This is a genomic window from Candidatus Binatia bacterium (assembly GCA_036493895.1).
Taxonomy (GTDB): domain Bacteria; phylum Desulfobacterota; class Binatia; order UBA1149; family CAITLU01; genus DATNBU01.
Genome location: DASXOZ010000019.1, coordinates 135,237 through 157,150, shown reverse-complemented (window position 1 = coordinate 157,150; position 21,914 = coordinate 135,237). Strand labels below are relative to the sequence as shown.

The following is a 21,914-nucleotide window of genomic DNA, read 5'->3' as shown; positions in this document are numbered from 1 at the left end:
GCGCCGCCTGCCTCTGCCGCAGAGCAGGACGTGGCCATTGCCGATCTCGAAGGCGCCCTTGGCGAAATCGGTTTCCTCGACGGCGACCAGGGTGAGCGCGTCATGGCGTCGGTCGCATCGATCCTGGTCCGCAGCGGGCTCGACGAAAGAGAAAGCCGCATCGTTCGCGGCATTGCCCGCCAGATCCGCTGGGCTGCCCGGCGCGGCGCGACGCAGAAACTCTGACGTGCCGTGGGGTTGTTGCATGGAGCCCACACGGCAAGTACCGTTTCCCGGCTTCGTGCGTCGCAGGCCGAGCGGCAGCAAGATCCTGGAGGTTCCAAGCGATGGTCGTCGTTCTCGCGAGAATCAAAGCCCGCAGGGAATTCGCCGACGAGGTCGCCGGGCACTTCCGCGACCTCGTCGCGTGGATCGCGGACAACGAGGCTTCGACGCTGACCTACGCGTGCAACCGCTCCCAGGCCGATCCCGGCGAGTTCGTGTTCTTCGAGCGGTATGCCGACATGGCGTCGTTTCATGCCCACTCCCAATCGGCGCGCTTCGGAGAGCTGATCGCCAAGCTCCAGGGCAAGCTCACCGCAGCCCCGGAGATCACGATGCTCGACGAGGTGGCGGCAAAGCTCTGAGAACCGGCAAGCCAGAGAGCGGACGACGGCGCCGCGTCACGGCCGCGCCCTCTCGGCCGGAAGTACGGACAGGAGTACGCAATTGATTCGCGCGCTGGCATCGCTGGCAAGGCGGCCGAAAACCTGGATGGTCGCGATGGTCGCGATGACGCTGGTCGCCGTCGCCGGCATTTCGCGCCTTCAGTTCGACGGATCGGTCGAATCGCTGAGCGTCCCCGGCGATCCCGCGCGTCTGTACGACGAGCAGATCCGCAAGCAGTTCGGCGACGAAGAGATCGGCATCGCGCTGCTCGAGGCCGACAACATCTACAGCGTCGACGAGATCAAGGAGCTGCACGGGCTGACCGATGCGCTCGCGAAGGTGCCCGGCGTCGCGCGCACGCTCAGCATCACCAACGCGTCCGATCCGGTTGCCGACGTCTTCAACCCGCCGACGCTGCTGGAAGAAGGGCCGGTGACGCCGGCGAGCGTCGCCAAGCTGAAGGAGCGCGTCAAGGCCAACCCCATCTACGTTCCGAACCTCGTTGCCGCCGATGGCAAGGCGGCGGCAGTGACGCTGTTCTTCAAGGGCGGCATCACGACCGAGGGCGAGAACGAAGCCGACGCTGCGGTGCGCAAGGTGCTGGCCGATTACAAGGGCGGCGGCACGATCTTCTACACCGGAATGTCGACGATCCGCGTGCAGGCCGTCGAGCACATGCGCCACGACCTGCAGGAGTTCCTGCCGATGAGCCTGGCGGTGATGGCCGTCGTGCTCTACTCGATCTTCCGGTCCGTGCGCGCGATGGTGCTGCCGCTGCTGGCGCTCGCGCTCGGCGTCGGTTCCCTCGTGGGACTGATGGGCTGGTTCCAGGAGCCGATCACGCTGGCAACGCTCGTTCTGCCGTCGTTGCTGCTGGTGATCGGCGGCTCCTACGCGATCCACATCGTCAACGCGTATCTCGACCTGGTCCGTCGCAGCGAGATTGCCGAAAAAGGCGACGAGGCCGTCTTCGCCGCGGTGCTCGACCGGGTCGGTCTTCCGGTGTTCGTCTCGGCGCTGACCAACGCCGTCGGTTTCGGCTCACTGGCGATCCATCCCATCCCTGCCATCGCCAGCCTCGGCAAGTTCGCGGTGCTCGGCATTGCCGTCGTGATGGTCGGCAGCATGATCGGCCTTCCGCTGGCGCTGCTGTCGATGCCGGGGCGCCGCGTGGAAACCGAAGAAGCACCGGACCACGACGCCGCGCACCGCCACGGAGCGCCACGCCTGGAGAGGACAGTGGCCGCCGTCGGAAGGTTCTGCGTCGAGCACCGCGGGCTCGTGCTTGCCAGCGCCGCGCTGCTCACGGTCGCGATGACCTACGGAGCCACGCTCGTCGAGGTCGACACCGATTTCCTGCGCGCGTTCCGCGAAAGCTCGCCGGTGCGCCAGGCTTTCATGGAGATCAAGAACAGGCTGGCCGGGCCGAATCCGATCTCCGTCGTCATCACCGCGCCCGAGCCCGGCTATTTCCGCGACATCACGGCGCTCCACCACGTCAAGGATTTCCAGAACTGGGTCAAGACCGCCGACGGCGTCGACACCAGCCTTTCGCTCGTCGATTACCTCGACGAGCTGGACCTGGGGCTGCAGCAGGCCGGCGGCGAGATGATTCTCAACGAGACGACCGGCGAAGTCGTCGAGGCTCCTCCGCCCAAGAGTTTCTGGGAATCCCCGGACAAGCAGCTTCCGCAGGTGCTCCAGCTCGTCACGGCCAATCCGCGCTCGTTCTCGGGCGTCGTCGACAAGGACTTCCAGCGCCTGCGCATCACGCTGCGCACGTCGCTGACCGGCTCGCGCGATACTTCCGCGCTGATGCAGCAGATCCGCGACCACGCCGCCGACCTGTTCCCGCGCGGCGTCGACGTGCAGCTCACGGGCACGCTGGTCGTCATGGCCGCGACGTCCAACGAGATTCTTTCGGGGCAGATCGAGAGCACGGCCATCGCATTCGGCATCATCCTGGTGCTGCTGTCGTTCATGTTCCTTTCGCTGCGCGTCGGTGCGATGGCGATGATCCCGAACGTGATTCCGATCGTCGCGTTCTTCGGCGTGATGGGCTTCGCCGGCATCCAGCTCAACCTGGCGACCAGCATCATCGCCGCCATCGCGCTCGGCATCTCCGTCGACGGCACGGTGCACTACATGGCGCGCCTGAACCGCCTCGTGAAGGGCGCCGAAACCCAGAGCGAAGCGCTGCTGGCCACGCTGCGCATCATCGCGCGACCGGTGGTCGCGATGACGCTGATGCTCGCCGCCGGTTTCCTGGTGATGATGACGTCGAGCTTCGTCATCATTTCGACGTTCGGCTGGCTGACGGCGCTGACGATGATGGTTTCGCTGGTGACGACGCTGTTCCTCGTGCCCGCCACGCTGTCGACGATGTCGGTGATCAGCGTCTGGGACCTCGTCTCCTCGCGCCTCGGGCCGAGCCCTCATCTTACGATTCCGCTGTTCGAAGGGCTCGGCCGCGTCGGCGTGCGGCTGGTCGTCCTTCTCGGCAATCTCAAGAGCTTCCACAGCGGCGAGTACGTCGTGCGCCGCGGCGAAGAAGGACACGAGATGTACCTGATCCTGACCGGCAGCGGCCAGGTGCAGCTCGACCACGGCGTCAACATCCCTCTTCCGCGCGGCGGCATCGTCGGCGAAATGGCTTTGCTGCGCCGGGCGCCGCGCGGCGCCGACGTCGTCGCGTCCACCGATCTCGACGCGCTCGTGATCGACGAGGACTTCCTGCGCCGCCTGCGCATCCGCTACCCGCGTTTGGCTTCGAAGTTTTTCTTGAATATCGCCCGCATTCTCAGCGACCGGCTTGACGTCGCCAACCGCCGGCCCTGAGTCTCAGGCCGACTCGCAGGCCGCGGAAAAAGGCCCATCTGCGTCGTTGGACCCGGAAACCGGGAGCTACGACGTACAGGAAGTACGCCTCCGCTCCCGGTTTCCGGGTCCGCCTAGCATCTGGACCTTTTTGCGCGGCCTGATGATACGTTGACCGGTCCGGATCGGTACAAGGAGGAGAACTACATGCCGCGCGCCGCTGTCGTCTACCAGAAGGACCAACCGATGAAGGTCGAGGAGGTCGTCGTGCGGCCTCCCGGTGAGCACGAAGTCCGGGTCCGGGTCAAAGCCTGCGGCGTCTGCCACAGTGACCTGTCGGCGCTGAACGAGTTCTTTGCGTGCCCCACACCGGTCGTGCTCGGGCACGAAGCGGCGGGCATCGTCGAGGAGGTCGGCAGCGGCGTTACTTCCGTTGCGGTCGGTGACCACGTCGTCGCCGCGTGGTCTCCGTCCTGCGGCCAGTGCCGCTTCTGCAAGTCGGGAAAGCCGCACCTTTGCAACCTCGCCGACGATCCGACGTCGCGGGCCATGGACCGCATGACCTCGGCCGGCACGCCGGTGGCGTCCTTCCTCGGCGTCGGCGGTTTTGCCGAACACATCCTTCTTGCCGACAACGCGGTGATCCGCATCGACAAGTCGATGCCGTTCGACCGGGCTGCGCTGCTCGGCTGCGCGGTCATCACCGGCTACGGTGCTGCGCGCTACGCGGCCGACGTGCAGCCGGGCGACGACGTCGCGGTGTTCGGCTGCGGAGGCGTCGGACTCAACATCATCCAGGGCTGCCGCATGGCCGGCGCGGGCCTCATCGTCGCGATCGACCTCGACGATGCCAAGCTCGAGATCGCCAGGAAGTTCGGCGCCACCCACACGCTGCGCGGCGACGCGCCCGACCTGCACAAGGCGATCCGCGCGCTGACGCGGGAGCGCGCCGGCCTGGACTTCGCCTTCGAGGCCGTCGGCAACGCCGAGATCGCGCGAGTCGCGTTCCTTTCGATCGCCAAGGGCGGCGAACTCGTGCTCGTCGGGATCGCGCACATGAAAGAGAAGGTCTCGCTGTCGCAGATCGCGGCCGTGACCCAGGAAAAGGCCGTGCGCGGCACCACCAACGGCTCGGCCGACTCGTGGAAGACCGTGCCGCTGCTGATCGACCTGTACCGTCGCAAGGAGCTGCTGCTCGACGAGCTCGTATCGCGCACGTACCGCCTCGACGAGATCAACGAGGCGATGGCCGATCTTCGCAGCGGTCGCAACGCGCGCGGCGTCGTCGTAATGGACTGAGTGATGCGGGTCGCGTCCGTTTTCGTTGCCGTGCTTGCGGCGCTGGCCGTTGCCGGCGCGCACCAGGACGCCCGCGCGCAGGACCCTGAGCCGGTCCCGTCGTACAACCCTTTCGGTCCCGGCTACGATCCGACGCGGCCGCCTCCGCAGGCACCTTCGACGCGCGGCCCGGGAATTTCGTCGGCATCGCCTGTCGTCGCCGGACCGGCCGAGGTCGAGAACCGGCCTCCGGAGGCCGGCCCCGCCCTTTACGGTGTCGTGCTCGACATCGAGGTCGCGCCATCGTCGATGACCGATCCCCTGGATGCAAAATCCGTCACCGCCAGGACGAAGGACGGCCAGACGCTTGTGCTCAACGCGGCGTGCCTGCCAACCGCGCAGGATCCGCTGACCGTGTCGCGTTCCGGCGGCTCGATCGGCTCGTGGAACGTCTCGATCGGTGGTCGCATTTTCCAGTGCGGCGGCCGCAACGCGCACATGACAACCGAGCTCGGTGCCAACGGCTCTTTTCGCCTGAGCACCGTCGAGACGAAGTGGAGAGGTCCGCTGGTGCTGATGTTCGTTGCCGGCAAGAGCCCGGTCGTCTCGGTGACCGTGCTCGGCAGGACGATCCACGTCGCAGCGGCCGCCACCGGCCAGAAGAAGAAGTGACCCCGCGCGCCCTCGGCGCGCCGTCCCAAGGAGATCGACCGCGTGAGCGTGATCCGCAAGAAAACCGGCAATTTTCTCGAAGACTTCCGCGTCGGCGGCGTCTTCCGTCACAAGGGCGGCAAGACCGTCAACGAGGGCCTGTTCAACTCGTTCACCGAGTTCAACATGACGACGAATCCGCTGTCGAAGAACCGCGAGTACGCGCGGCTGTACGGCTACGACGACATCGTCTGCCCGCCGGGCCTGGTGATGAACGTCGTGTTTTCCCAGACCGTCGAGGACGTCTCCGAGAACGCGCGTGCCAACCTCGAGTACATCGACATGCGCTTCGGCGCGCCGGTGTATCCCGGCGACACGCTCGAGTCCGAGACGACGGTGCTCGGCGTCGCGTCGTCGACGCGCGACCCCGATCGCGGTGTCGTCCACGTCGCCAGCGTCGGCCGCAAGCAGACCGGCGAGGTCGTGCTCGCATTCGAGCGCAAGGTGCAGGTGTGGAAGGGCGACCTCGCGGCCTCGGTCGGCGATGCGACGCTGGAGAAAAAGCCTTCGGTCGAATGCGCGCCGTGGATCCCCGCCTACGACAAGGCGCGCCAGTACAAGGCCAGGGCGCACCTGTCCAACCGCGACACCTACTTCGAGGACTTTCGCGCCGGCGACGTCTTCGAGCATTCGCGCGGACGGATGGTGACCGACGAGCACATCGCGCTGACGGCCCAGCTCGACAACACGTCCCAGGTGCACTGCAACCAGCACATGATCGATGCGAACCCCGACAAATACATCGGCGGACGGCTGATCATCTACGGCGGGATTCCCTTCAACCTGTGCCTCGGGCTTTCATGCCCGGACATCGCCGACAACGCTCTGGCCGACGTCGTCTACAAGACGGGGCGCCACGTCGGGCCGCTGTTTTCCGGCGACACGGTGTTCGCATCCACGGAGATCCGCGAGTGCCGCCCTTATCCTGGCCGCGAAGACCTCGGACTGCTGGCCGTGACGCTGAAGGGCCACAAGTTCGCCCGCGCGACGGCGGGCGACGAGGCGCCGAAAAAGACCGACATTTTCGTGCTCGAGCGCGAGATTGCCGTCAAGCGTCGCAGCCACTACGCGTAGGCATGGGCGAGACTGCGACAGGGACGGTCGAGTACGAAGGAGTCGAAGTGGCCTCCTCCTGCGGCGACGTTGCGTCCGAATGGGCACTGCTCGACAGCCACGCTGCGATCGTCGATTCGAAGTGGCGCCGCTTCTTCACGGCCACCGGCGACGAACGGCGCGAGTACCTGCACGGGCAGACCAGTGCCGACGTGGCCTCGCTCGGCGAAGGCGACGGCTGCGCCGCGGCAGTGCTCACGGCGCAGGGACGGCCCCAGGCGCTGGTCGCGCTGTACGAGCTCGGCGAAACGATCTGGATCGCGACGACGGCTTCTCATTCGGCCGCGGCGCGCACCGCGCTGACGCGACACCTCGTTGCCGACGATTGCGACTTCGGCGAGGAGATCCCGGCACGCTGCTTCAGCATCGCGGGGCCCGGTACGCACGCGCTTCTGGCTGCCGCCGGCGCCGCCGACCAGTTTCGCGGCCGCGCGTGGGCGGCTGCGGCGGCGCGGATCGCCGGGCACGAGGTGCTGCTTTTTTCGCGCGACGACCTTCGCGTCCCGTGGATCGACGTGCTCATCTGCGACAGCGCCGGCAATGCCGGCGACGCCGGAGCCGTCCTCTCCACAATCGAGGCGGCCGGCGCTCGACGCTGCGGCGTCTCAGCGGTCGAGATCGTGCGCATCGAGAGCGGCTGTGCGCGCTTTGCCGTCGACGTCGACGAATCGCGCATCGCCGTCGAAGCCCGGCTCCAGTGGGCGATCCATTTCGCCAAGGGCTGCTACGTCGGCCAGGAAGTCGTCGAGCGGGCAGTCAGCCGCGGGCGCATCAACCACGAGCTCTCGCTGGTGTCGGTGGCTGCCGAAGTGGCACACGGGGACCGCGTCCACGGCGGCGGCGAGCGCGACGTGGTGACGAGCTTTGCCGCCTCTCCCCGCCTCGGCCCGATCGCGCTTGCGTACCTGCCGGTCGCGATGGCCTCGCCGGGCTCCTCGGTGACGTTTGGAGATGCGGGCATCGCCGGGACGGTGCTGCCGTGGCCGCGAGAGCGCACACTGGCCGGACGCGGCTGAACGCGTTCCTCCGCTACAATCGAAACGGCTGCCCGTGACCACCGCACGACCGCAAAACGCGTTTCGCTGGTTCGTGCGCGGCGACATCGACGGCTTTTTCGGCCTCGCGATCGACAACCTCGTCCAGCTCCTGGTCATCGTCGCGCTCTGCCGCTCGGTGCTCGGCTTCGATGATGCGATTCTGCTCGGCCGCGTCCTTCCCGGTGCAGCGGTCTCCATCCTCGTCGGCAACCTGTTCTACGCGTGGCAGGCGGCCGGCCTTGCCAGGCGCCAGGGACGCGGCGACGTGACCGCGCTGCCGTACGGCATCAACACCGTCAGCCTGTTCGCGTTCGTGTTTCTCGTGATGCTGCCGGCGCGGCTGGCGGCGATTGCGGGCGGCGCATCGCCGGCCGACGCGTCGCTGCAGGCGTGGAGAGCCGGGCTCGCGGCCTGCTTCGGAAGCGGGCTTCTCGAGAGCGCCGGCGCCTTCATCGCCGAAACGATCCGCCGCCGCACCCCGCGCGCGGCGCTGCTGTCGTCGCTGGCGGGGATCGCCGTGTCGTTCATCGCGCTCGGTTTTTTCTTCAAGGCGTACGCATCGCCGATGGTCGGCATTCCGACGCTCGTCATTGTCCTGGTTGCCTATTTCGGACGCGTGCGGCTGGTCGGCGGCGTTCCCGGCGGCCTGGTCGCGATCGTTGTCGGCACCCTTCTGTGCTGGATCAGCGGCGTGGCCACTGCGGGCGCGGGAGCCTGGCACGATGCGGCGGCGAGCCTGGGCATTCGCATCCCCGCGCCGGTGCTGGGCGATCTGTTCCGCTCCCTCGGCGACGGCAGCATCGTCACGTATCTTTCGGTGATCGTGCCGATGGGCGTCGTCAACGTCATCGGGTCGTTGCAGAACATCGAAAGCGCCGCGGCCGCCGGCGACGAGTACGAAGCAAGGCCGTCGCTGCTCGCCAACGGCATCGGCACCCTTGCGGCGTGCGCGTTCGGAAGCTGTTTCCCGACGACGATCTACATCGGTCATCCCGGATGGAAGGCGATGGGCGCGCGCGTCGGCTACTCGATCCTGGGCGGCGTGTTCGCGACGGTACTGTGTCTTACCGGCGCCGCCGGCCTGGTCGCGCTCGCCGTGCCGATCGAAGCCGGCATGGCGATCGTGCTCTACATCGGCATCATCATCGTCGCGCAGGCCTTCGACGCGACTCCGCGCCACCACGCGGCAGCGGTTGCCGTCGGTCTTCTTCCCGGCATTGCCGCGTGGGGAACGATGATGCTCAAGACCGGGCTTCGCGCGGGCGGAGTCGGCATGCCGGGCGGCACGCCGTTTTCGGCGGTGCTCGAAGGCAAGCTCGCCATGTTTGACCTTGCCGGTCGCGGCGCGTTCGCGCTGGAGCAGGGATTCATTTTCACGGCGATGGTGCTGGCGGCGGTGACGGCCGAAGTCATCGACGGCAACTTCGCGCGCGCGGCGGCGTGGTGCGTCGCGGCGGCGGTGCTTTCGTTCGTCGGGCTGATGCACGCGTACGCATGGACCCCGGGGGACACGGTGGTCGCGCTGGGTTTCGGGACCGGAATGTCCTGGGCGGGCGCGTACCTGCTGGCCGCCGCGATCCTGGTCGTGGTGCCACTGGTGCGCACCGAAGGGGAGGGCGGCCATTGAGCCGCGTCGCGAAGTGATCCGCGTCTACGCTTACGGCTCCAATCTCTGCGTCGAGAGGCTGCGCGCGCGCACGCCGAGCGCGTACGTCGCCGCGGTCGGAACGGTCGCCGGCCATGCGCTGCGCTGGAACAAGCGCTGTCCCGACGGCTCGGGCAAGTGCAACGCGTTCGCGACCGGGATCGAGACCGACGTCATCTGGGGCGTGGTCTACGAGTTGTCGGCGCCCGACAAGGTCGTGCTCGACCGCTTCGAAGGGCTCGGGCACGACTACTTCGAGCAGACCGTGGAAGTGCGCACCCGCGACGGCGACGTCATGGCGGCGATCGCCTACGTCGCCAATCCTGCGCTGCTCGACGACGGCCTGCGGCCGTTTCGCTGGTACAAGGATTTCGTCACGACCGGTGCTCGCCAGCACGGACTGCCCGTCGCGTACCGCGCGCTGCTGGAGGCCGCCGAGGCGCAGGACGATTGCAACGCCGAGCGCCACGCGCGCGAGACCGCGGTGCTCGAGGCCGCGCTTCGCACGCTGCGCGAGGTTGAGTAAGGCAGGGATTCTACCGGGCCGGCGGCGGCGCTACCCCCGCCGAGCGGAGCATGATGTTCCCGGCCGGGTGTGCGCCCGGCTTCCCGCGCGCTTTCGCAGGGGTTCCATGTCACACTGCCGCGACGGGGGCAGGAAGATCGGGCCGGCTCGCTCGAGCAGGACCCCGCGCCGCGCACACCCAGGACACGGAGGCATCGTGAAGAAGACATCGATCTTGCTGCTGCTCAGCGCTGCGGCAGCACTGGCCGGCTGCGGAGGATTGTTCGGAGGGGGCGGAGGCGGTGGCGACACTGCCGAAGTCATGGGCAACATCCTGGACACGACTCCCGAGATCGGCGGCCGCAACGTCGTGGTCTTCGCCTATCGCGTCAAGGACGTTCCGGCCGATTGCACGACGCCGGTACTCCCCCGGACCAACGACACGAACTCGAACGAAGAGCTGAAGGACGGCAACTCCACCTTCGACATGACCAAGGTGAAGACCGGCCGACTGGTCCTCGTGTTCCTGCTCGACAATCCCGGCAAGGATGCGGACGGAAAAATCGATCCCGGCGATCCGGTCGCGGTGCTCGACGATCCGGAATGCGTGCTCGACGACGTGCCGAACAAGTACGTGATCGAAGCCACCGACATCAAGATCAACTTCGGGCTGACCGACGTCCTCGGATTCCCGGCCCCCGGTCGGGCCGAGGCGGGCAACCTGAAGGAATTCCCGAAAAACCAGAAGTAACGGAGTCGCCGAAACCGTCGCGCGGCGGTCGTCGTCGCGCACGCGAGCAGGGATTTTTCAGGGTTCCCGCGCTTCCTTGCGAAGCTCGGCCAGGCGCGCGGCGCTCGGCTCGGCAAGTCCTGCCTTGCGCAGCCTGGCGGCCACCTGCTGCTGGCCGCTGAGGACTGCGAACTCGAGCAGCGTCACCTCGTCGTCCATCTTGACGGTCGCATCCGCGCCGGCATCGAGCAGCATCGAGACCATCTCGGGCTTGCTCTTGCCGACGGCGAGCGTGAGGGCGTCCAGGTCGGCATCGTCGTCGACGAGGCGCAGCTCCAGGTCGGGTTTCGCTTCGAGCAGGGCCTTCAGCACCGCAACGTTGTCCGCGGCGACTGCCTGGATCAGAGCCGTCTTGCCGTTGGCGGCCCTTGCGTTGATATCGGCGCCGGCGGCGAGCAGGGCACGGACGACCGCGGGAGCTCCGGTCTGCGAAGCTGCCGCCATCAGCGCGGTATCGCCTTCGCGCGCTTTCAGCTGCTCGTCGACAGCGTGCAGCGGCGCGTCGACCTTGGCACCGTGCTGCAGCAGCAGTTGCACGGTGGCGACGTCGCCGTTCTCGGCCGCCATCACCAAGGGCGCAAGGCCGGCGCTGGTCTTGTTCGGGTCGGCTTTGAATTCCAGCAGCAGGGCGGCCACGTCGGCGTGGCGTCCCGCGATGGCGTAGCCAAGGGCAGTGGCACCGGTCGAGCGGGCGGCATTGGCGTCGATACCGTTGGCCAGCAGCTTCTTGACCTCTTCGGCGTTGCCCTTTTCGCACTCGAGCAACAGGTCCGCGTCACGAAGGATCGTGCGCGCGGCCGAGAGGTCTTCGGGCTTGGGAACGGGAAGCTCGACGGGTGCCCTGTCGGCGGAGGCCGGCCCCGCGGCGACCAGGACGGCGGCGAGCACGGCGAATCTCAGCAGCCAGAGCATCCGGCAATTGTGCAGGAACCGGCGGAAATCGAAAGATTCGCGCGTGCGGCCCTGCGTTCAGATGTCGTCGAGACCGGCTTCGAACAGCGGCTGCATTCCGTAGCGCGCAATGTCGGCGTCGATTTCGGCGAGGGAGGGCGCCGGGGCCGGTGCCGCCGCAGCTTCGAGGATCGGCCGGAGCAGCCGCCCGTCGCTCGAGGAGTTCAGGAAAAACCCGGGCCGCGACAGCGCGAAGCGAACGCCGCGGCCGATCGCATCGGCGTCGGTCAGCGGCTCGTACCAGCTGAAGTGTGCCGCGGCGCCGTCCTGCCAGCGCCGCCTGGCCACCGACTTGATCGTCTGCAGCGCGACGCCGCGGTCGCGGCACAGCGCGGCAAGCTCCTCGAAGTCGGATGCATACGCCGCCTGGCGCATCATCGTCGCGTTGTACGGCACCAGCACGCTGTCGAACGCGAATCGCTGCAGGCTGAGAATGTGGCGCCGGGCGACGGTGAAGCCGTGCCCGGTGACGCCGACGAAGCGCACCAGCCCTTCGGCGCGCGCATCGACCAGTGCTTCGAGCGCGCCGCCGGCCCCGAGCGCGACTTCCCACTCATGGGGGTCGACGAGATTGTGAAGCTGGATGAGGTCGACCTGGTCCACCTGCATCCGCTCGAGGGAGCGCCGGATACTTTCGTAGGCGCCCTTCTTCGTCCGCTCTCCGGTCTTCGTCGCAAGGAAGAAATCGCGGCGGTGCGTTTTCATCCACGGTGCGACGCGCAGCTCGGAGTCGCCGTACGCCGCGGCGGTATCGATGTGGTTGATCCCGTATTCCAGCAGCGTTTCGAGCAGGTGGTCGGCGCGGTCCTGGCGCATCGAATAAAGCGCGGCAGCGCCGAAGATCACGCGGCTCGAGAGGTGGCCGGTGCTGCCGAAAGGGAGACGGTCGATCTGTGCCATGTCCGCAGTTCTAGCGCGCCGCCACTGTGGACGCACGCGCCGGGCAACGTTACGGCGACGGCGACGAGACCAGCACCTGCTCTTCGTGCCCGTCTTTCGTCTGCAGCATCAGGATCACGCTCGCGAGCTGTCCGTCCTTGAGATGAAGCACGACGCGTGTCGCGTGGCGACCGGCGTACAGGCCGCTCTCGAGCGTGGCGGGCGGCGAGATCGCGATGTCGGCTGCGCCGTCGACGACGGAGCACGACTGGTGAATCGCGTTCGACACGCGCTCGCACGCTTCACTGGCGCTCAGGCCCGGGTCGAGGCCGAGCGGCCACGGCGTCCGCTGCCGTCCGGGGCTGTTCCCAAGAACGGAAGCCGACGCTTCGGCGGATTGCTTCTTGTCGGGCATATCTGCGAAGTCCTGCGCGCGCGGCTGGGATGACGCCAGGGCGCCGGACATGCCAGCCGGCGGAGCCGCGGTCACGGCAGGCGGCGGTGGAGCCGGCACGGCAGCCGACGGTGGAGCGGCCGGAGTGTCACTCCTCTGGTAGCCGAGGGATCTGAGCTTCTCTTGGGTTGCAGAATCCACCCCAGCATTCGGGTTCGGTTTCCGAGCGGCCTTCGCGGCAGTTTCCGCGTCGCGGGCAATCTTCGCACGTTTCGTAGACGTCGTTTCCCGCTCGTTCTCCATGGCGCTGGAACGCGCGGCCGATGACGGCGTGGAAGGCCGCACCGCGCTGTTGGTGCTGGCGAAGTCATCGACGTTCGAGACAAGCGGCGACCCTGGCGGAGCCAGGCGCGTCAGCGCGACTGTCAGGATCACCCCTGCGGCGGCAGCCAGTGGAGCCAGATAGCGCAAGCGAAGCACCGATCGACGACCACGACCAGTCGCCGCGACGGCATCGCGTGCCGCATCGAGAATCGCACGGTCGACCTCGGCGCGCGGTTCGTCGCTCGAAAGTTCGCGATAGAGCCGGCGAAGCTGCTCGTCGCCGGGAAGGTCGTCTGCGCCCTGCTCGTCCAGTCGATCGCTCACAGCCATCCCTCCAGGCACTTTCGCAGGCGTGCGATGGCGTAGCGGACACGGCTCTTGATCGTCTCGGGCTCGGCGCCGGTCACTGTCGCGATGTCGCCGAGGCCGAGTCCCGACTCCTCCTTGAGAAGGAAGGCTTCGCGCTGCGCCGGCGGAAGCGCGTCCAGGCAGCGTCGCACGGCATCGCCGGCCGCGTTGTGCTTCCACGCAGCGTCCGCTGCCGACATCACGCAGGTGTCGGCGAGGTCTGGGCCGCCGTCGGCATCGATGGAGACGTCGAGCGAATGGGGCTTGCGGGCGCGGTAGTAGTCGATGAGACGCGAGTGCGCGATGCGATAGAGATAGGTCTTCAGAGTGGCGGCCGGGATCCAGCGGTCGCGCCCGCGCACGAGGGTCATCCAGACGTCGTGGTACAGTTCCTCGCCGGCATCCGGTTCGCCGGCCTGGCGCACCAGGAATCGATAAAGCGAGCCGCGATAGCGACGATAGAGTGCTTCGAAGGCTGCTGCGTCGCCGAGCTGCCACGCGTGCATCAGGTCTTCGTCGGAGATGGCCTCGTGCATCGGCGTCGCCGCGACTTGCGCGACGACGCCGATGTTACCACTACGCCGGGTCCTGGCCACCAGCCGAGCCACGCGCCTCAGGAGAGGACTTTGGCCGATCGCACGAGGGAGACGAATTCACTGCGGTAACCGAATTCGTCCTTGCCGCGCGAACCCAGAGCGAGGTCGAGAACATTGTCCATCGTCCAGGCTCCGGTCTGCTTCCCGCCGCGAAGGAGCTGGCCGAACCCGGCCACGGCGGTCGCGAACCGGAAGTCGTCGCCGGCGTTGGCGAAGGAAGCCAGCAACGCGGACTTCTCGACGGGAAACTCGACCAGCTTGCTGTCGGAGCCGCCGGGCTGCTTGTAGCGCAGCTTGACGAACGCGATCTCGGCGGCGCTGGCGAGATCCGGTGACGGCTCATCCGCCGAGGGCGCCGTGTGGCGGTAACGCAGGGGATCGACGGATGCAGCGGCGCCTACCGGTGTCAGTTCGTATAGTGCGGTCACCGACTGCCCGGCTCCGACTTCGCCGGCATCGACCTTGTCGTTGTTGAAATCCTCGCGCGCCAGCGCGCGATTCTCGTAACCGATCAGCCGGTACTCGCGCACGGCGCGAGGATTGAACTCGACCTGCACCTTGACGTCCTTCGCGACCGTCACCAGCGTGGAGTGCATCTGGTCGACGAGAACCTTGCGTCCCTCGGTCAGGTTGTCGATGTACGCGTAGCTGCCGTTACCCGTGTCGGCGAGCTGCTCCATGTTCTGCTCGTTGTAGTTGTCGACACCGAAGCCGAGCGTCGACAGCTGCACTCCCGACTCGCGCTCGTGGGCGACGAGGTCCTTCAGCTGCTGGAAGTCGGTGATCCCGACGTTGAAATCGCCATCGGTCGCGAGCAGCACCCGGTTGATTGCGCCCTGGATGAAGCTCGCGCGGGCAGCGCGGTAGGCAAGACGGATTCCCGCTTCCCCGGCCGTCGATCCGCCTGCGGAAAGCCCGTCGATCGCCCGGCTGATCTTGTCGTGCTCGTTGCCCGGTGTGGGGTCGAGAACCACTGCGGTGTTGCCGGCATAGACGACGAGGCTCAGCCGGTCCTGGCTGCGAAGCTGGTCCACGAGCAGCTCGAGGGATTGCTTGAGCAGCGGCAGCTTGTTCGGCTGGTCCATCGAACCCGAGACGTCGATCAGGAACACGAGGTTCGCCGGTGGCATCGACCGGGCCTCGACGTCGTCGGCGCGCACGGCAACCCGCATCAGCCAGTGCTCGCCATTCCAGGGGCACGGCGCGAGCTCGGTGCGAACGCCGAACGGATCCTTGCCGTTGCCTGCCGGGTAGTCGTACGGAAAGTAGTTGATCATCTCCTCGACGCGCACCGCATCCTGCGGAGGGCGTCTTCCGCCGGCGATGAAGCGCCGGACGTTCGAGTAGCTGCCGGTGTCGACGTCGAGGCTGAACGTCGAGACGGGATCGTCGGCGACACGTTTGATCGGATTGTCGTCGATGTGCTGGTAGCGCTCGGTGTTGGAAGGGATTGGAGGAGCATTCCCGGCGAGTGCCTGGTCGCGAGCGATCTTCGCGCGTTTGGTGAACAGCGTTTCCCGCCCGTTCTCCAGGGTCTTCTGCTGGTCGGACAGATGTGTCGCCGTCGATCCGTCGATTGCAGCCACCGGCATGTTCGAACTGCTCGCGAGGGTGGACGGAGCCGCGTCCGGCTGCCGCTGGCCACAAGCGGCGAGCCCGGCGAGGATCGCAAGGAGAGCGGCGAGAACTGGAATATTGCAGGCGAATTCTCTGGAATGGCGCACTGGACACCTCCGTTGGAGACTGGCTTCCAACGGAAGAACGGCGCCCCGGGCCAAAACGGGTTGTCGGGTGGAAAATAAAGGCTCGCCTGGACGAGCGCACCGATTCGACGGGAACTCCGGGAACCCTTGAGGCGCTCAGCTCTCCGCCGCCGCTTCGCCTGGATCGCGGGCCAGCAGCTCGCGCCACTGCTCGACGAGCTCGCAGGTGCGATAGCCGTCGCGCGACGGCAGTGCCTCGAGGTCGGCCGGGGTGTCGACGTCGATGGCGAACCCCTCGAGCGCGAGGATCAGCATCTCGACTTCGCGCAGGCGGCATTCCTGACGATATGCTGCGAGGCTCTCGCCTTCGAACCGGAAATCGATCGGCATCGGCAGGCTGGTGACCAGCGCGTTGGTGCCGGTGGCCGACGACGACGGGACGACGATGACCGGGTAGCGCTCGGCGTCCACTTCGAAGAGCGCGTCGATCTCGAACGGATCCAGAAGCGGAACGTCTCCCGGAATCGTCAGCAGTCTCGTTATACCGCGAGAGGACAGCTCGCCGGCGGCAAAGGTTACGGCGGCATTGAGACCGCGCGCATTGCCCTCCTCCAGCGTCTCGGCGCCGAGGCGCCGGGCGTGGCGGAGAAGCCCCGCATCCGAGCTGACGACGACGATGCGCGACAGGCGCGTTGCCGCGGACAGGGCCGCGAGCATGTCTTCGAGCATCGCCAGCGCCAGCTCCTCGCGCTGGGACTCGGCAAGGCAGCCCGCGAGGCGCTTTTTCGCGCCGGCAATCGAGCGAACCGGGATCAGCGCCGCGTTCACGACGCGCGACCGTAGAGCAGACTCGCCCGGCAGTAAAGATGCACACGAGGGCGCGCAATTTTGCCCGCCGGCCCTCTCTCGGATATAACGCGACCACTTGCGGGGCCGGCATTTTTGCCGATCCGCAGGCCGCACGAGACCGGGGATGCGAGTCATCGGTGGAACCTTCGGCGGCCGCCGGCTGCGGGCGGTCGAAGGGCGCGTGACACGGCCCACCAGCGATCGCGTTCGCGAAGCGCTTTTCAGCCGGCTCGAAGCCCGCTACGGCCTTTCCGGCGCGACAATCCTCGACGTTTTCGCAGGAACCGGCGCCCTGGCCATCGAAGCCGTCAGCCGCGGGGCCTTCCGGGCCGTCTGCATCGAGCTCGAGCGTCGCGCCCTCGACACGCTTCGCGGCAACGTCCGCGAGCTCGACATCGGTCGCCAGATTCGGGTTTTTGCCGACGACTACCGGCGCGTGCTGGCCCGCCTGGCCGCGAAGGCGCCGGGCGGCAGCGACCCGGCCCCGGCCCCGGCACTGCCTGCCCAGCCGCCCGGCCGTACGTTCGACGGCGTTTTCATCGATCCTCCTTATGGCAAGGGACTGGCGCTCGAGGCCCTGGAGTCGGTCGTCCAGCTCGCTCTGGTCAAGCCGGGCGGCTGGGTCACGGTCGAGGTCGGCCGTCGCGAGTCGCTGCCGCCGGTGGTGGCCGGACCGATGTCGCTGCTGACGCGTGTGCGCGACGACGTCTATGGGGATACAAGGCTCGCGCTCTATGAGGCCGCGCGTCCTGCGGCCCGGAGCGGTCCGGCTGCCGAGGCGCCGGCGGCGGAGGTCGAGCAATGAGATCAGGTTTCGCGGTCTATCCCGGCTCCTTCGATCCGTTGACCAACGGACACATGGACATCCTGCGCCGCGCCCTGAGCGTCTTCGACGAGGTGCGCGTGGCGGTGGCCTACAACCAGGAAAAACCGTCGGGCCTGTTCACGCCTCCCGAGCGCGTGACGATGATCCAGGAAGTCGTCCGCGAAGAGTTCGGATCCCACGTCAGCGCCGATGCGTTCCACGGCCTGCTGACCGAGTACTGCCGAAGCATCGGCGCAGGCACCATCGTGCGCGGACTTCGCGCCGTCGCCGATTTCGAATACGAGTTCCAGATGACGATGATGAACCGCCATCTCGCGCCCGACGTCGAGACGGTGTTCCTGATGGCCGGCGAGCAGCATTTCTACACCAGCTCGCGCCTGGTCAAGGAAGTGGCCAGCCTCGGCGGCGACGTTCACGGGCTGGTGCCCGACATTGTCGAGCCCCACCTGCTGGCGCGCGTCGGAAGGGGCTGAGAGTGGTCGCACCGCCTCTTTCCAGCCGCCTGGCTCGCGTCAAGCCGTCGTCGACGCTCGCAATGACGGCCAGGGTGCTCGAGCTCCAGCAAAAGGGTGTCCAGGTGATCGGCTTCGCGGCCGGAGAGCCGGATTTCCCGACGTGGAGCCACGTCTGCGAAGCGGCGCACCAGGCGATCCGCGACGGCCAGTTCCGCTACACCGCGGTCGGCGGCACGCCGAAGCTGAAGGAAGCGATCCGCACCAAGCTGCAGCGAGACAACGATCTCGTCTACGCGGACAACGAAGTCGTCGCGAGCTGCGGCGGCAAGCATTCGCTGTACAACGCGATGCAGGCCGTGCTCGACGAAGGCGACGAAGTGGTCGTACCGGGGCCGTTCTGGGTGAGCTATCCGGACATGGCGGCGCTGTCGGGCGGCAACGCGCGCATCGCGATGGCGGACGAAGCCAACGGTTTCCTGCTGACGCCGAAGGAATTGGAGGCCGCTCTCACTCCGAAAACGAAGCTGCTGATCCTCAACAGCCCGTCCAATCCGACCGGCGCTACGTATTCCGAGGACCAGCTCGCCGCGCTCGCCGACGTGCTCACGCGGCACGCGTGCTGGATCATCGTCGACGACGTCTACGAGTTCATCCGCTACGACGGCACCAGGCCGCGCCACCTGGCCACGCTCCAGCCGGCTCTTCGCGATCGCATCATCCTCTGCAACTCGGTCTCGAAAACCTACGCGATGACCGGATGGCGGATCGGCTACACCGCTGCGCCGGCGCCGGTCGTCAAGGCGATCACGACGCTGCAGAGCCAGTCGACTTCCAACCCGAGCTCGATCGCTCAGGCTGCGGCTGCCGCGGCGCTGGCAGGTCCCCAGGACCAGCTCGCGCCGATGGTCACCGAGTTCCGGCGGCGTCGCGACTACATCTGCGAGCGCGTGCGGGCCGTTCCGGGCTTTCGCGTCGACGTTCCAGGCGGCGCGTTCTACGTGTTCGTCAACGCGAGCGGAGCGTTCGACCGTGCCGGAGTAAATGACGGCGACGCGCTCGCCCTCAAGTTGCTCGACGGCGCGCGAGTCGGCGTAGTCGGCGGCAACGATTTCGGCAGCGCCGACCACTTCCGCATTTCGTACGCGACGTCGATGGAGTCGATCGAGAAGGGGATGGACGCAATCGAGCGCTTCCTCGGCTCGCTGTAGCCCGCACCGCAATGAAGCAGGTCGTCCTCGAGCAGCCCCGTCGCCTCGTGCTTCGCGACGTCGCCGATCCCGTTCCCGGGCCCGAGGACGTCGTCGTCGAAGTGCGCGCGGCGCTCACGTGCGGCACGGATCTCAAGTCGTACCGGCGAGGGCATCCGAAATTCCCGTACCCGGCGCCGTTCGGTCACGAAGCCTCGGGCATCGTCGTCGCAAGCGGCAGCTCCCAGTCGGCGTTCCACGTCGGCGACGCGCTGATGCTCGCGAACAGCGGGCCCTGCGGCGCCTGTTTCTGGTGCCGCAACGACGAGGAAAACCTGTGCCTGACGCTGACCGGCGAGCTTCTCGTCGGCGCCTATGCGGAATACCTTCTGGTGCCGGCGCGGGTGCTGCGGCGCAACGCGTTCGTCAAGCCGGAATCGATGCCGTTCGAGACGGCGGCGCTGCTCGAGCCGCTGTCGTCGGTGTGCTTCGGCCTGACCAGGATTCCCACGCGCAAGGTACGCGGCGCGGCAACGGTGCTGCTGATCGGCAGCGGCCCGATCGCGATGCTGTGGCTGCGGGCGCTGCAGGCCGCCGGCGCCGAGCGCGTGATCGTCGCCGGAAAAAGGCCGGCGCGGCTGCAGACCGCCAGGAGCATGGGGGCGATCGAGACCATCTCGCTGGCGCCCGGCGACGACGAGGCGCTTCTGTCGATGATCGCCGATGCCACCGACGGTCGAGGCTGCGACGCCGTCGTCGAATGCACGGGACAGACCGAAGTCTGGGAGTCCGCGCCCCGCTACGCGCGCCGCGGGGCGAGCGTCGTGCTGTTCGGCGGCTGCGCGGCCGGAACTACGGTCTCGTTCGATACGATGCGCCTGCACTACGACGGCATCGAGCTGACGAGCCCGTTCCACTTTCGTCCGCGCGACGTGGCCGAAGCGCGCCGCCTGCTGTCGCGTGACGACCTCGACTGGTCGCCGCTGGTCAGCGGTCGTGTGGGGCTGGCCGAAGTGCCGGAACTGTTCGCCCGTCTCGGCGACCGCGGCGAAATGAAGATTGCGGTGATCCCGGAGCACGGCGCGGCGGCGACGTCCGGCACCGGCGCCTGAACCCGACATGAAAGTTGCACGTCTCTACAGCGCCACCGACATTCGCGTCGAAGAGGTGGACCGCCCGGTGCCGGGGCCGGGGCAGGCGCTGGTGCGTACCCGCGCTTGCGGCATCTGCACCGGCGACATCATGGGCTGGTACCTCGAGCGGCGTGCGCCGCTGGTGTTCGGGCACGAGCCGGCCGGCGACATCGTTGCGCTCGGGGAAGGCGCTGCCGAAATCCTCGGCCGAGACGAACGCAGCTTCGCGGTCGGCGATCGCGTCTTCGTGCATCACCACGCGCCGTGCGGCCAGTGCCGCGCGTGCCGCCAGGGCCGCCACGTGCACTGCGCGACGTGGCGCCGCACCAACCTCGTGCCCGGCGGCATGGCCGAGTTCTTCGTCGTGCCGGCCGAGAACCTGGCCACCGATACGCTGCGTCTTCCCGAGAAGATGACCTACGCCGAAGGAAGCCTCGTCGAGCCCGCGGCCTGCGCCGTCAAATCGCTGCGACGCGCGGAGCTTTCCGCCGGCGACACGATTCTCATCGTCGGCCTCGGCATCATGGGCATGCTGCACGTCGTGCTCGCGCGTGCGGCCGGCCTTCGCGTCATCGGTGCAGACCTCGTCGATTTCCGGCTGCGTCGCGCGCTCGAGCTCGGCGCCGAAGCCGTGATCGACGTACGCTCGCAGAAGCTGGCCGAAGGAATGCTCGAGAAATGCGCCGCGAAAGCCGATGCAGTGATCTGCGGGCCGGGTTCGATCGACGCGATGGAAGCGAGCATCGATGCGGCGGCTGCGGGTGGCCGCGTCGTGCTGTTCACGACGTCGAAGCCGGACGAAGTGCTTCCCGTGCGCCCTTACCGCATTTATTTCGACGAGATCTCGATCGTGCCGAGCTACTCGTGCGGACCCGACGACACGCAGGCCGCGTTCGACGCGATCCGCGGCGGCATCATCCGCGAACAGGACCTGATCACGCACCGCTTCGGCATCGATCGGGTGACCGATGCGTTTCGCGCGGCAGCGCGCGTGGACGAGGCCCTCAAGACCATCGTCGAGTTCGACGCAGGCTGAAACACGAAGGGAGCGCTGGGGCCAGGCGCCAGCGCGCAACATCCGTGCGTGCAACGCATGGAGGAGCGGGGCTGGTGCCTGGCACCGGTCTGGATGGAAACGGCCTGCTACTTTCGCAGGCCCTTGTGGAAGACGGTCTCCGACTTCTCGGCGGCCATCGCCGCGCGGTCGGCTGCAGCTTCGGCGCGGTTGGCCGCGGCCTCGGCACGATTGGCAGCTTCCTCGATGCGCATCAGGTCACCTTCGGCGACCACCGAGCCGCCGCCGCTGTGACTGGTGCGGGAGCAGTGTCCCTGCGCACACATGCATCCGCTCGACAGCGCCGCCACCGCCACCGCCGCCACGATCCACTTCGCATTCATCATTCTCTTGGCTCCTTTTCGGGGTGCCGGTCCCGATTGCGCGTTCTGCCGTGCGCCGCTGCGCACGACGGACACGCGGGCGCTTGCCCGCCTGCCGCGTGACCGGGACGTTCGAACCTCGGACGGCCCCCCTCGAATCCCTCGAAGATAAGCCGACTTCCGGGCATTTGCCAAGCAGGGGGCACCCGGTTCCGTGTGCCTTACTTCCGCCGCCTGCCCGGCAGTCCGGCCCAAACGTGCGTCGCGGCGCGCGATTGCCGGGGAATCGGGACCGGCGGCGCTCGTCCTTCGTGTTGACACGGCCGCCGGCACGGCTGGCGGCGCCGG

Annotated in this window: 22 protein-coding genes; 15 read left to right on the top strand and 7 right to left on the bottom strand. The window is 67.6% G+C overall.

Annotated elements, in window-relative coordinates:
* From VGK20_05755 to VGK20_05710, 10 genes are all read left to right on the top strand, one after another.
* The coding region (locus VGK20_05755) for an RNA methyltransferase (protein HEY2773540.1) at positions 1–225 on the top strand (225 nt) is incomplete at its 5' end.
* Between the two features lie 101 nt (positions 226–326).
* Positions 327–626 (top strand): putative quinol monooxygenase, encoded by a 300-nt coding sequence (locus VGK20_05750; GenBank protein HEY2773539.1) that lies wholly within the window; start codon positions 327–329, stop codon positions 624–626.
* An 82-nt stretch (positions 627–708) separates the two neighbouring features.
* Positions 709–3,486, top strand: a complete 2,778-nt coding sequence (locus VGK20_05745) for an MMPL family transporter (GenBank protein ID HEY2773538.1) — start codon at positions 709–711, stop codon at positions 3,484–3,486.
* Between the two features lie 186 nt (positions 3,487–3,672).
* Complete coding sequence (locus VGK20_05740) at positions 3,673–4,764, top strand: Zn-dependent alcohol dehydrogenase (GenBank protein HEY2773537.1); 1,092 nt, start codon at positions 3,673–3,675, stop codon at positions 4,762–4,764.
* Between the two features lie 3 nt (positions 4,765–4,767).
* Positions 4,768–5,415 carry a hypothetical protein gene (locus tag VGK20_05735; GenBank protein HEY2773536.1) on the top strand — a complete coding sequence of 216 codons (648 nt, stop codon included), beginning with the start codon at positions 4,768–4,770 and terminating at the stop codon, positions 5,413–5,415.
* 42 nt (positions 5,416–5,457) lie between these two features.
* Entirely contained in the window at positions 5,458–6,528 is a 1,071-nt protein-coding gene (locus VGK20_05730; GenBank protein ID HEY2773535.1) for a MaoC family dehydratase, read from the top strand.
* Positions 6,529–6,530: 2 nt separating this feature from the next.
* Complete coding sequence (locus tag VGK20_05725) at positions 6,531–7,583, top strand: hypothetical protein (GenBank protein ID HEY2773534.1); 1,053 nt, start codon at positions 6,531–6,533, stop codon at positions 7,581–7,583.
* Between the two features lie 34 nt (positions 7,584–7,617).
* Positions 7,618–9,231: an NCS2 family permease gene (locus VGK20_05720; GenBank protein HEY2773533.1), complete on the top strand. Its 1,614-nt coding sequence runs from the start codon at positions 7,618–7,620 to the stop codon at positions 9,229–9,231.
* Positions 9,232–9,244: 13 nt separating this feature from the next.
* Positions 9,245–9,775 (top strand): gamma-glutamylcyclotransferase family protein, encoded by a 531-nt coding sequence (locus tag VGK20_05715; GenBank protein ID HEY2773532.1) that lies wholly within the window; start codon positions 9,245–9,247, stop codon positions 9,773–9,775.
* Between the two features lie 196 nt (positions 9,776–9,971).
* Positions 9,972–10,505: a hypothetical protein gene (locus tag VGK20_05710; protein ID HEY2773531.1), complete on the top strand. Its 534-nt coding sequence runs from the start codon at positions 9,972–9,974 to the stop codon at positions 10,503–10,505.
* Positions 10,506–10,562: 57 nt separating this feature from the next.
* Here the strand turns inward: VGK20_05710 and VGK20_05705 are convergent, their stop codons facing one another.
* The 6 genes from VGK20_05705 to cofC all read right to left on the bottom strand — a co-directional run bounded on the left by VGK20_05705 (position 10,563) and on the right by cofC (position 16,567).
* Positions 10,563–11,432 (bottom strand): ankyrin repeat domain-containing protein, encoded by an 870-nt coding sequence (locus VGK20_05705; protein HEY2773530.1) that lies wholly within the window; start codon positions 11,430–11,432, stop codon positions 10,563–10,565.
* An 81-nt stretch (positions 11,433–11,513) separates the two neighbouring features.
* On the bottom strand, positions 11,514–12,395 hold the full coding sequence (locus VGK20_05700) for an aldo/keto reductase (GenBank protein HEY2773529.1): 882 nt from the start codon (positions 12,393–12,395) through the stop codon (positions 11,514–11,516).
* A gap of 49 nt (positions 12,396–12,444) precedes the next feature.
* Complete coding sequence (locus VGK20_05695) at positions 12,445–13,416, bottom strand: hypothetical protein (protein ID HEY2773528.1); 972 nt, start codon at positions 13,414–13,416, stop codon at positions 12,445–12,447.
* Positions 13,413–14,036 (bottom strand): sigma-70 family RNA polymerase sigma factor, encoded by a 624-nt coding sequence (locus tag VGK20_05690; GenBank protein ID HEY2773527.1) that lies wholly within the window; start codon positions 14,034–14,036, stop codon positions 13,413–13,415. Before VGK20_05690 ends, VGK20_05695 begins: the two co-directional genes overlap by 4 nt.
* A 17-nt stretch (positions 14,037–14,053) precedes the next feature.
* Positions 14,054–15,628 (bottom strand): VWA domain-containing protein, encoded by a 1,575-nt coding sequence (locus tag VGK20_05685; protein HEY2773526.1) that lies wholly within the window; start codon positions 15,626–15,628, stop codon positions 14,054–14,056.
* A 267-nt stretch (positions 15,629–15,895) separates the two neighbouring features.
* A complete protein-coding gene (cofC, locus tag VGK20_05680; GenBank protein HEY2773525.1) occupies positions 15,896–16,567 on the bottom strand; it encodes a 2-phospho-L-lactate guanylyltransferase in 672 nt (223 codons plus the stop codon).
* A gap of 145 nt (positions 16,568–16,712) precedes the next feature.
* On the opposite strand from cofC, the gene VGK20_05675 reads away from it, so the two are divergent.
* The 5 genes from VGK20_05675 to VGK20_05655 are packed head-to-tail and all read left to right on the top strand — an operon-like array spanning position 16,713 to position 21,225.
* The gene (locus VGK20_05675) at positions 16,713–17,393 is read left to right on the top strand and encodes an RsmD family RNA methyltransferase (protein HEY2773524.1); all 681 of its coding nucleotides are present in this window, start codon (positions 16,713–16,715) and stop codon (positions 17,391–17,393) included.
* A complete protein-coding gene (gene coaD / locus VGK20_05670) occupies positions 17,390–17,887 on the top strand; it encodes a pantetheine-phosphate adenylyltransferase (protein ID HEY2773523.1) in 498 nt (165 codons plus the stop codon). Before VGK20_05675 ends, coaD begins: the two co-directional genes overlap by 4 nt.
* Before the next feature lie 2 nt (positions 17,888–17,889).
* Positions 17,890–19,077 (top strand): pyridoxal phosphate-dependent aminotransferase, encoded by a 1,188-nt coding sequence (locus tag VGK20_05665; GenBank protein HEY2773522.1) that lies wholly within the window; start codon positions 17,890–17,892, stop codon positions 19,075–19,077.
* A gap of 11 nt (positions 19,078–19,088) precedes the next feature.
* A complete protein-coding gene (locus tag VGK20_05660) occupies positions 19,089–20,168 on the top strand; it encodes an alcohol dehydrogenase catalytic domain-containing protein (GenBank protein HEY2773521.1) in 1,080 nt (359 codons plus the stop codon).
* A 7-nt stretch (positions 20,169–20,175) separates the two neighbouring features.
* Positions 20,176–21,225 (top strand): alcohol dehydrogenase catalytic domain-containing protein, encoded by a 1,050-nt coding sequence (locus tag VGK20_05655; protein HEY2773520.1) that lies wholly within the window; start codon positions 20,176–20,178, stop codon positions 21,223–21,225.
* Between the two features lie 107 nt (positions 21,226–21,332).
* Here the strand turns inward: VGK20_05655 and VGK20_05650 are convergent, their stop codons facing one another.
* Entirely contained in the window at positions 21,333–21,590 is a 258-nt protein-coding gene (locus VGK20_05650) for a hypothetical protein (protein HEY2773519.1), read from the bottom strand.
* Positions 21,591–21,914: the final 324 nt, after the last annotated feature.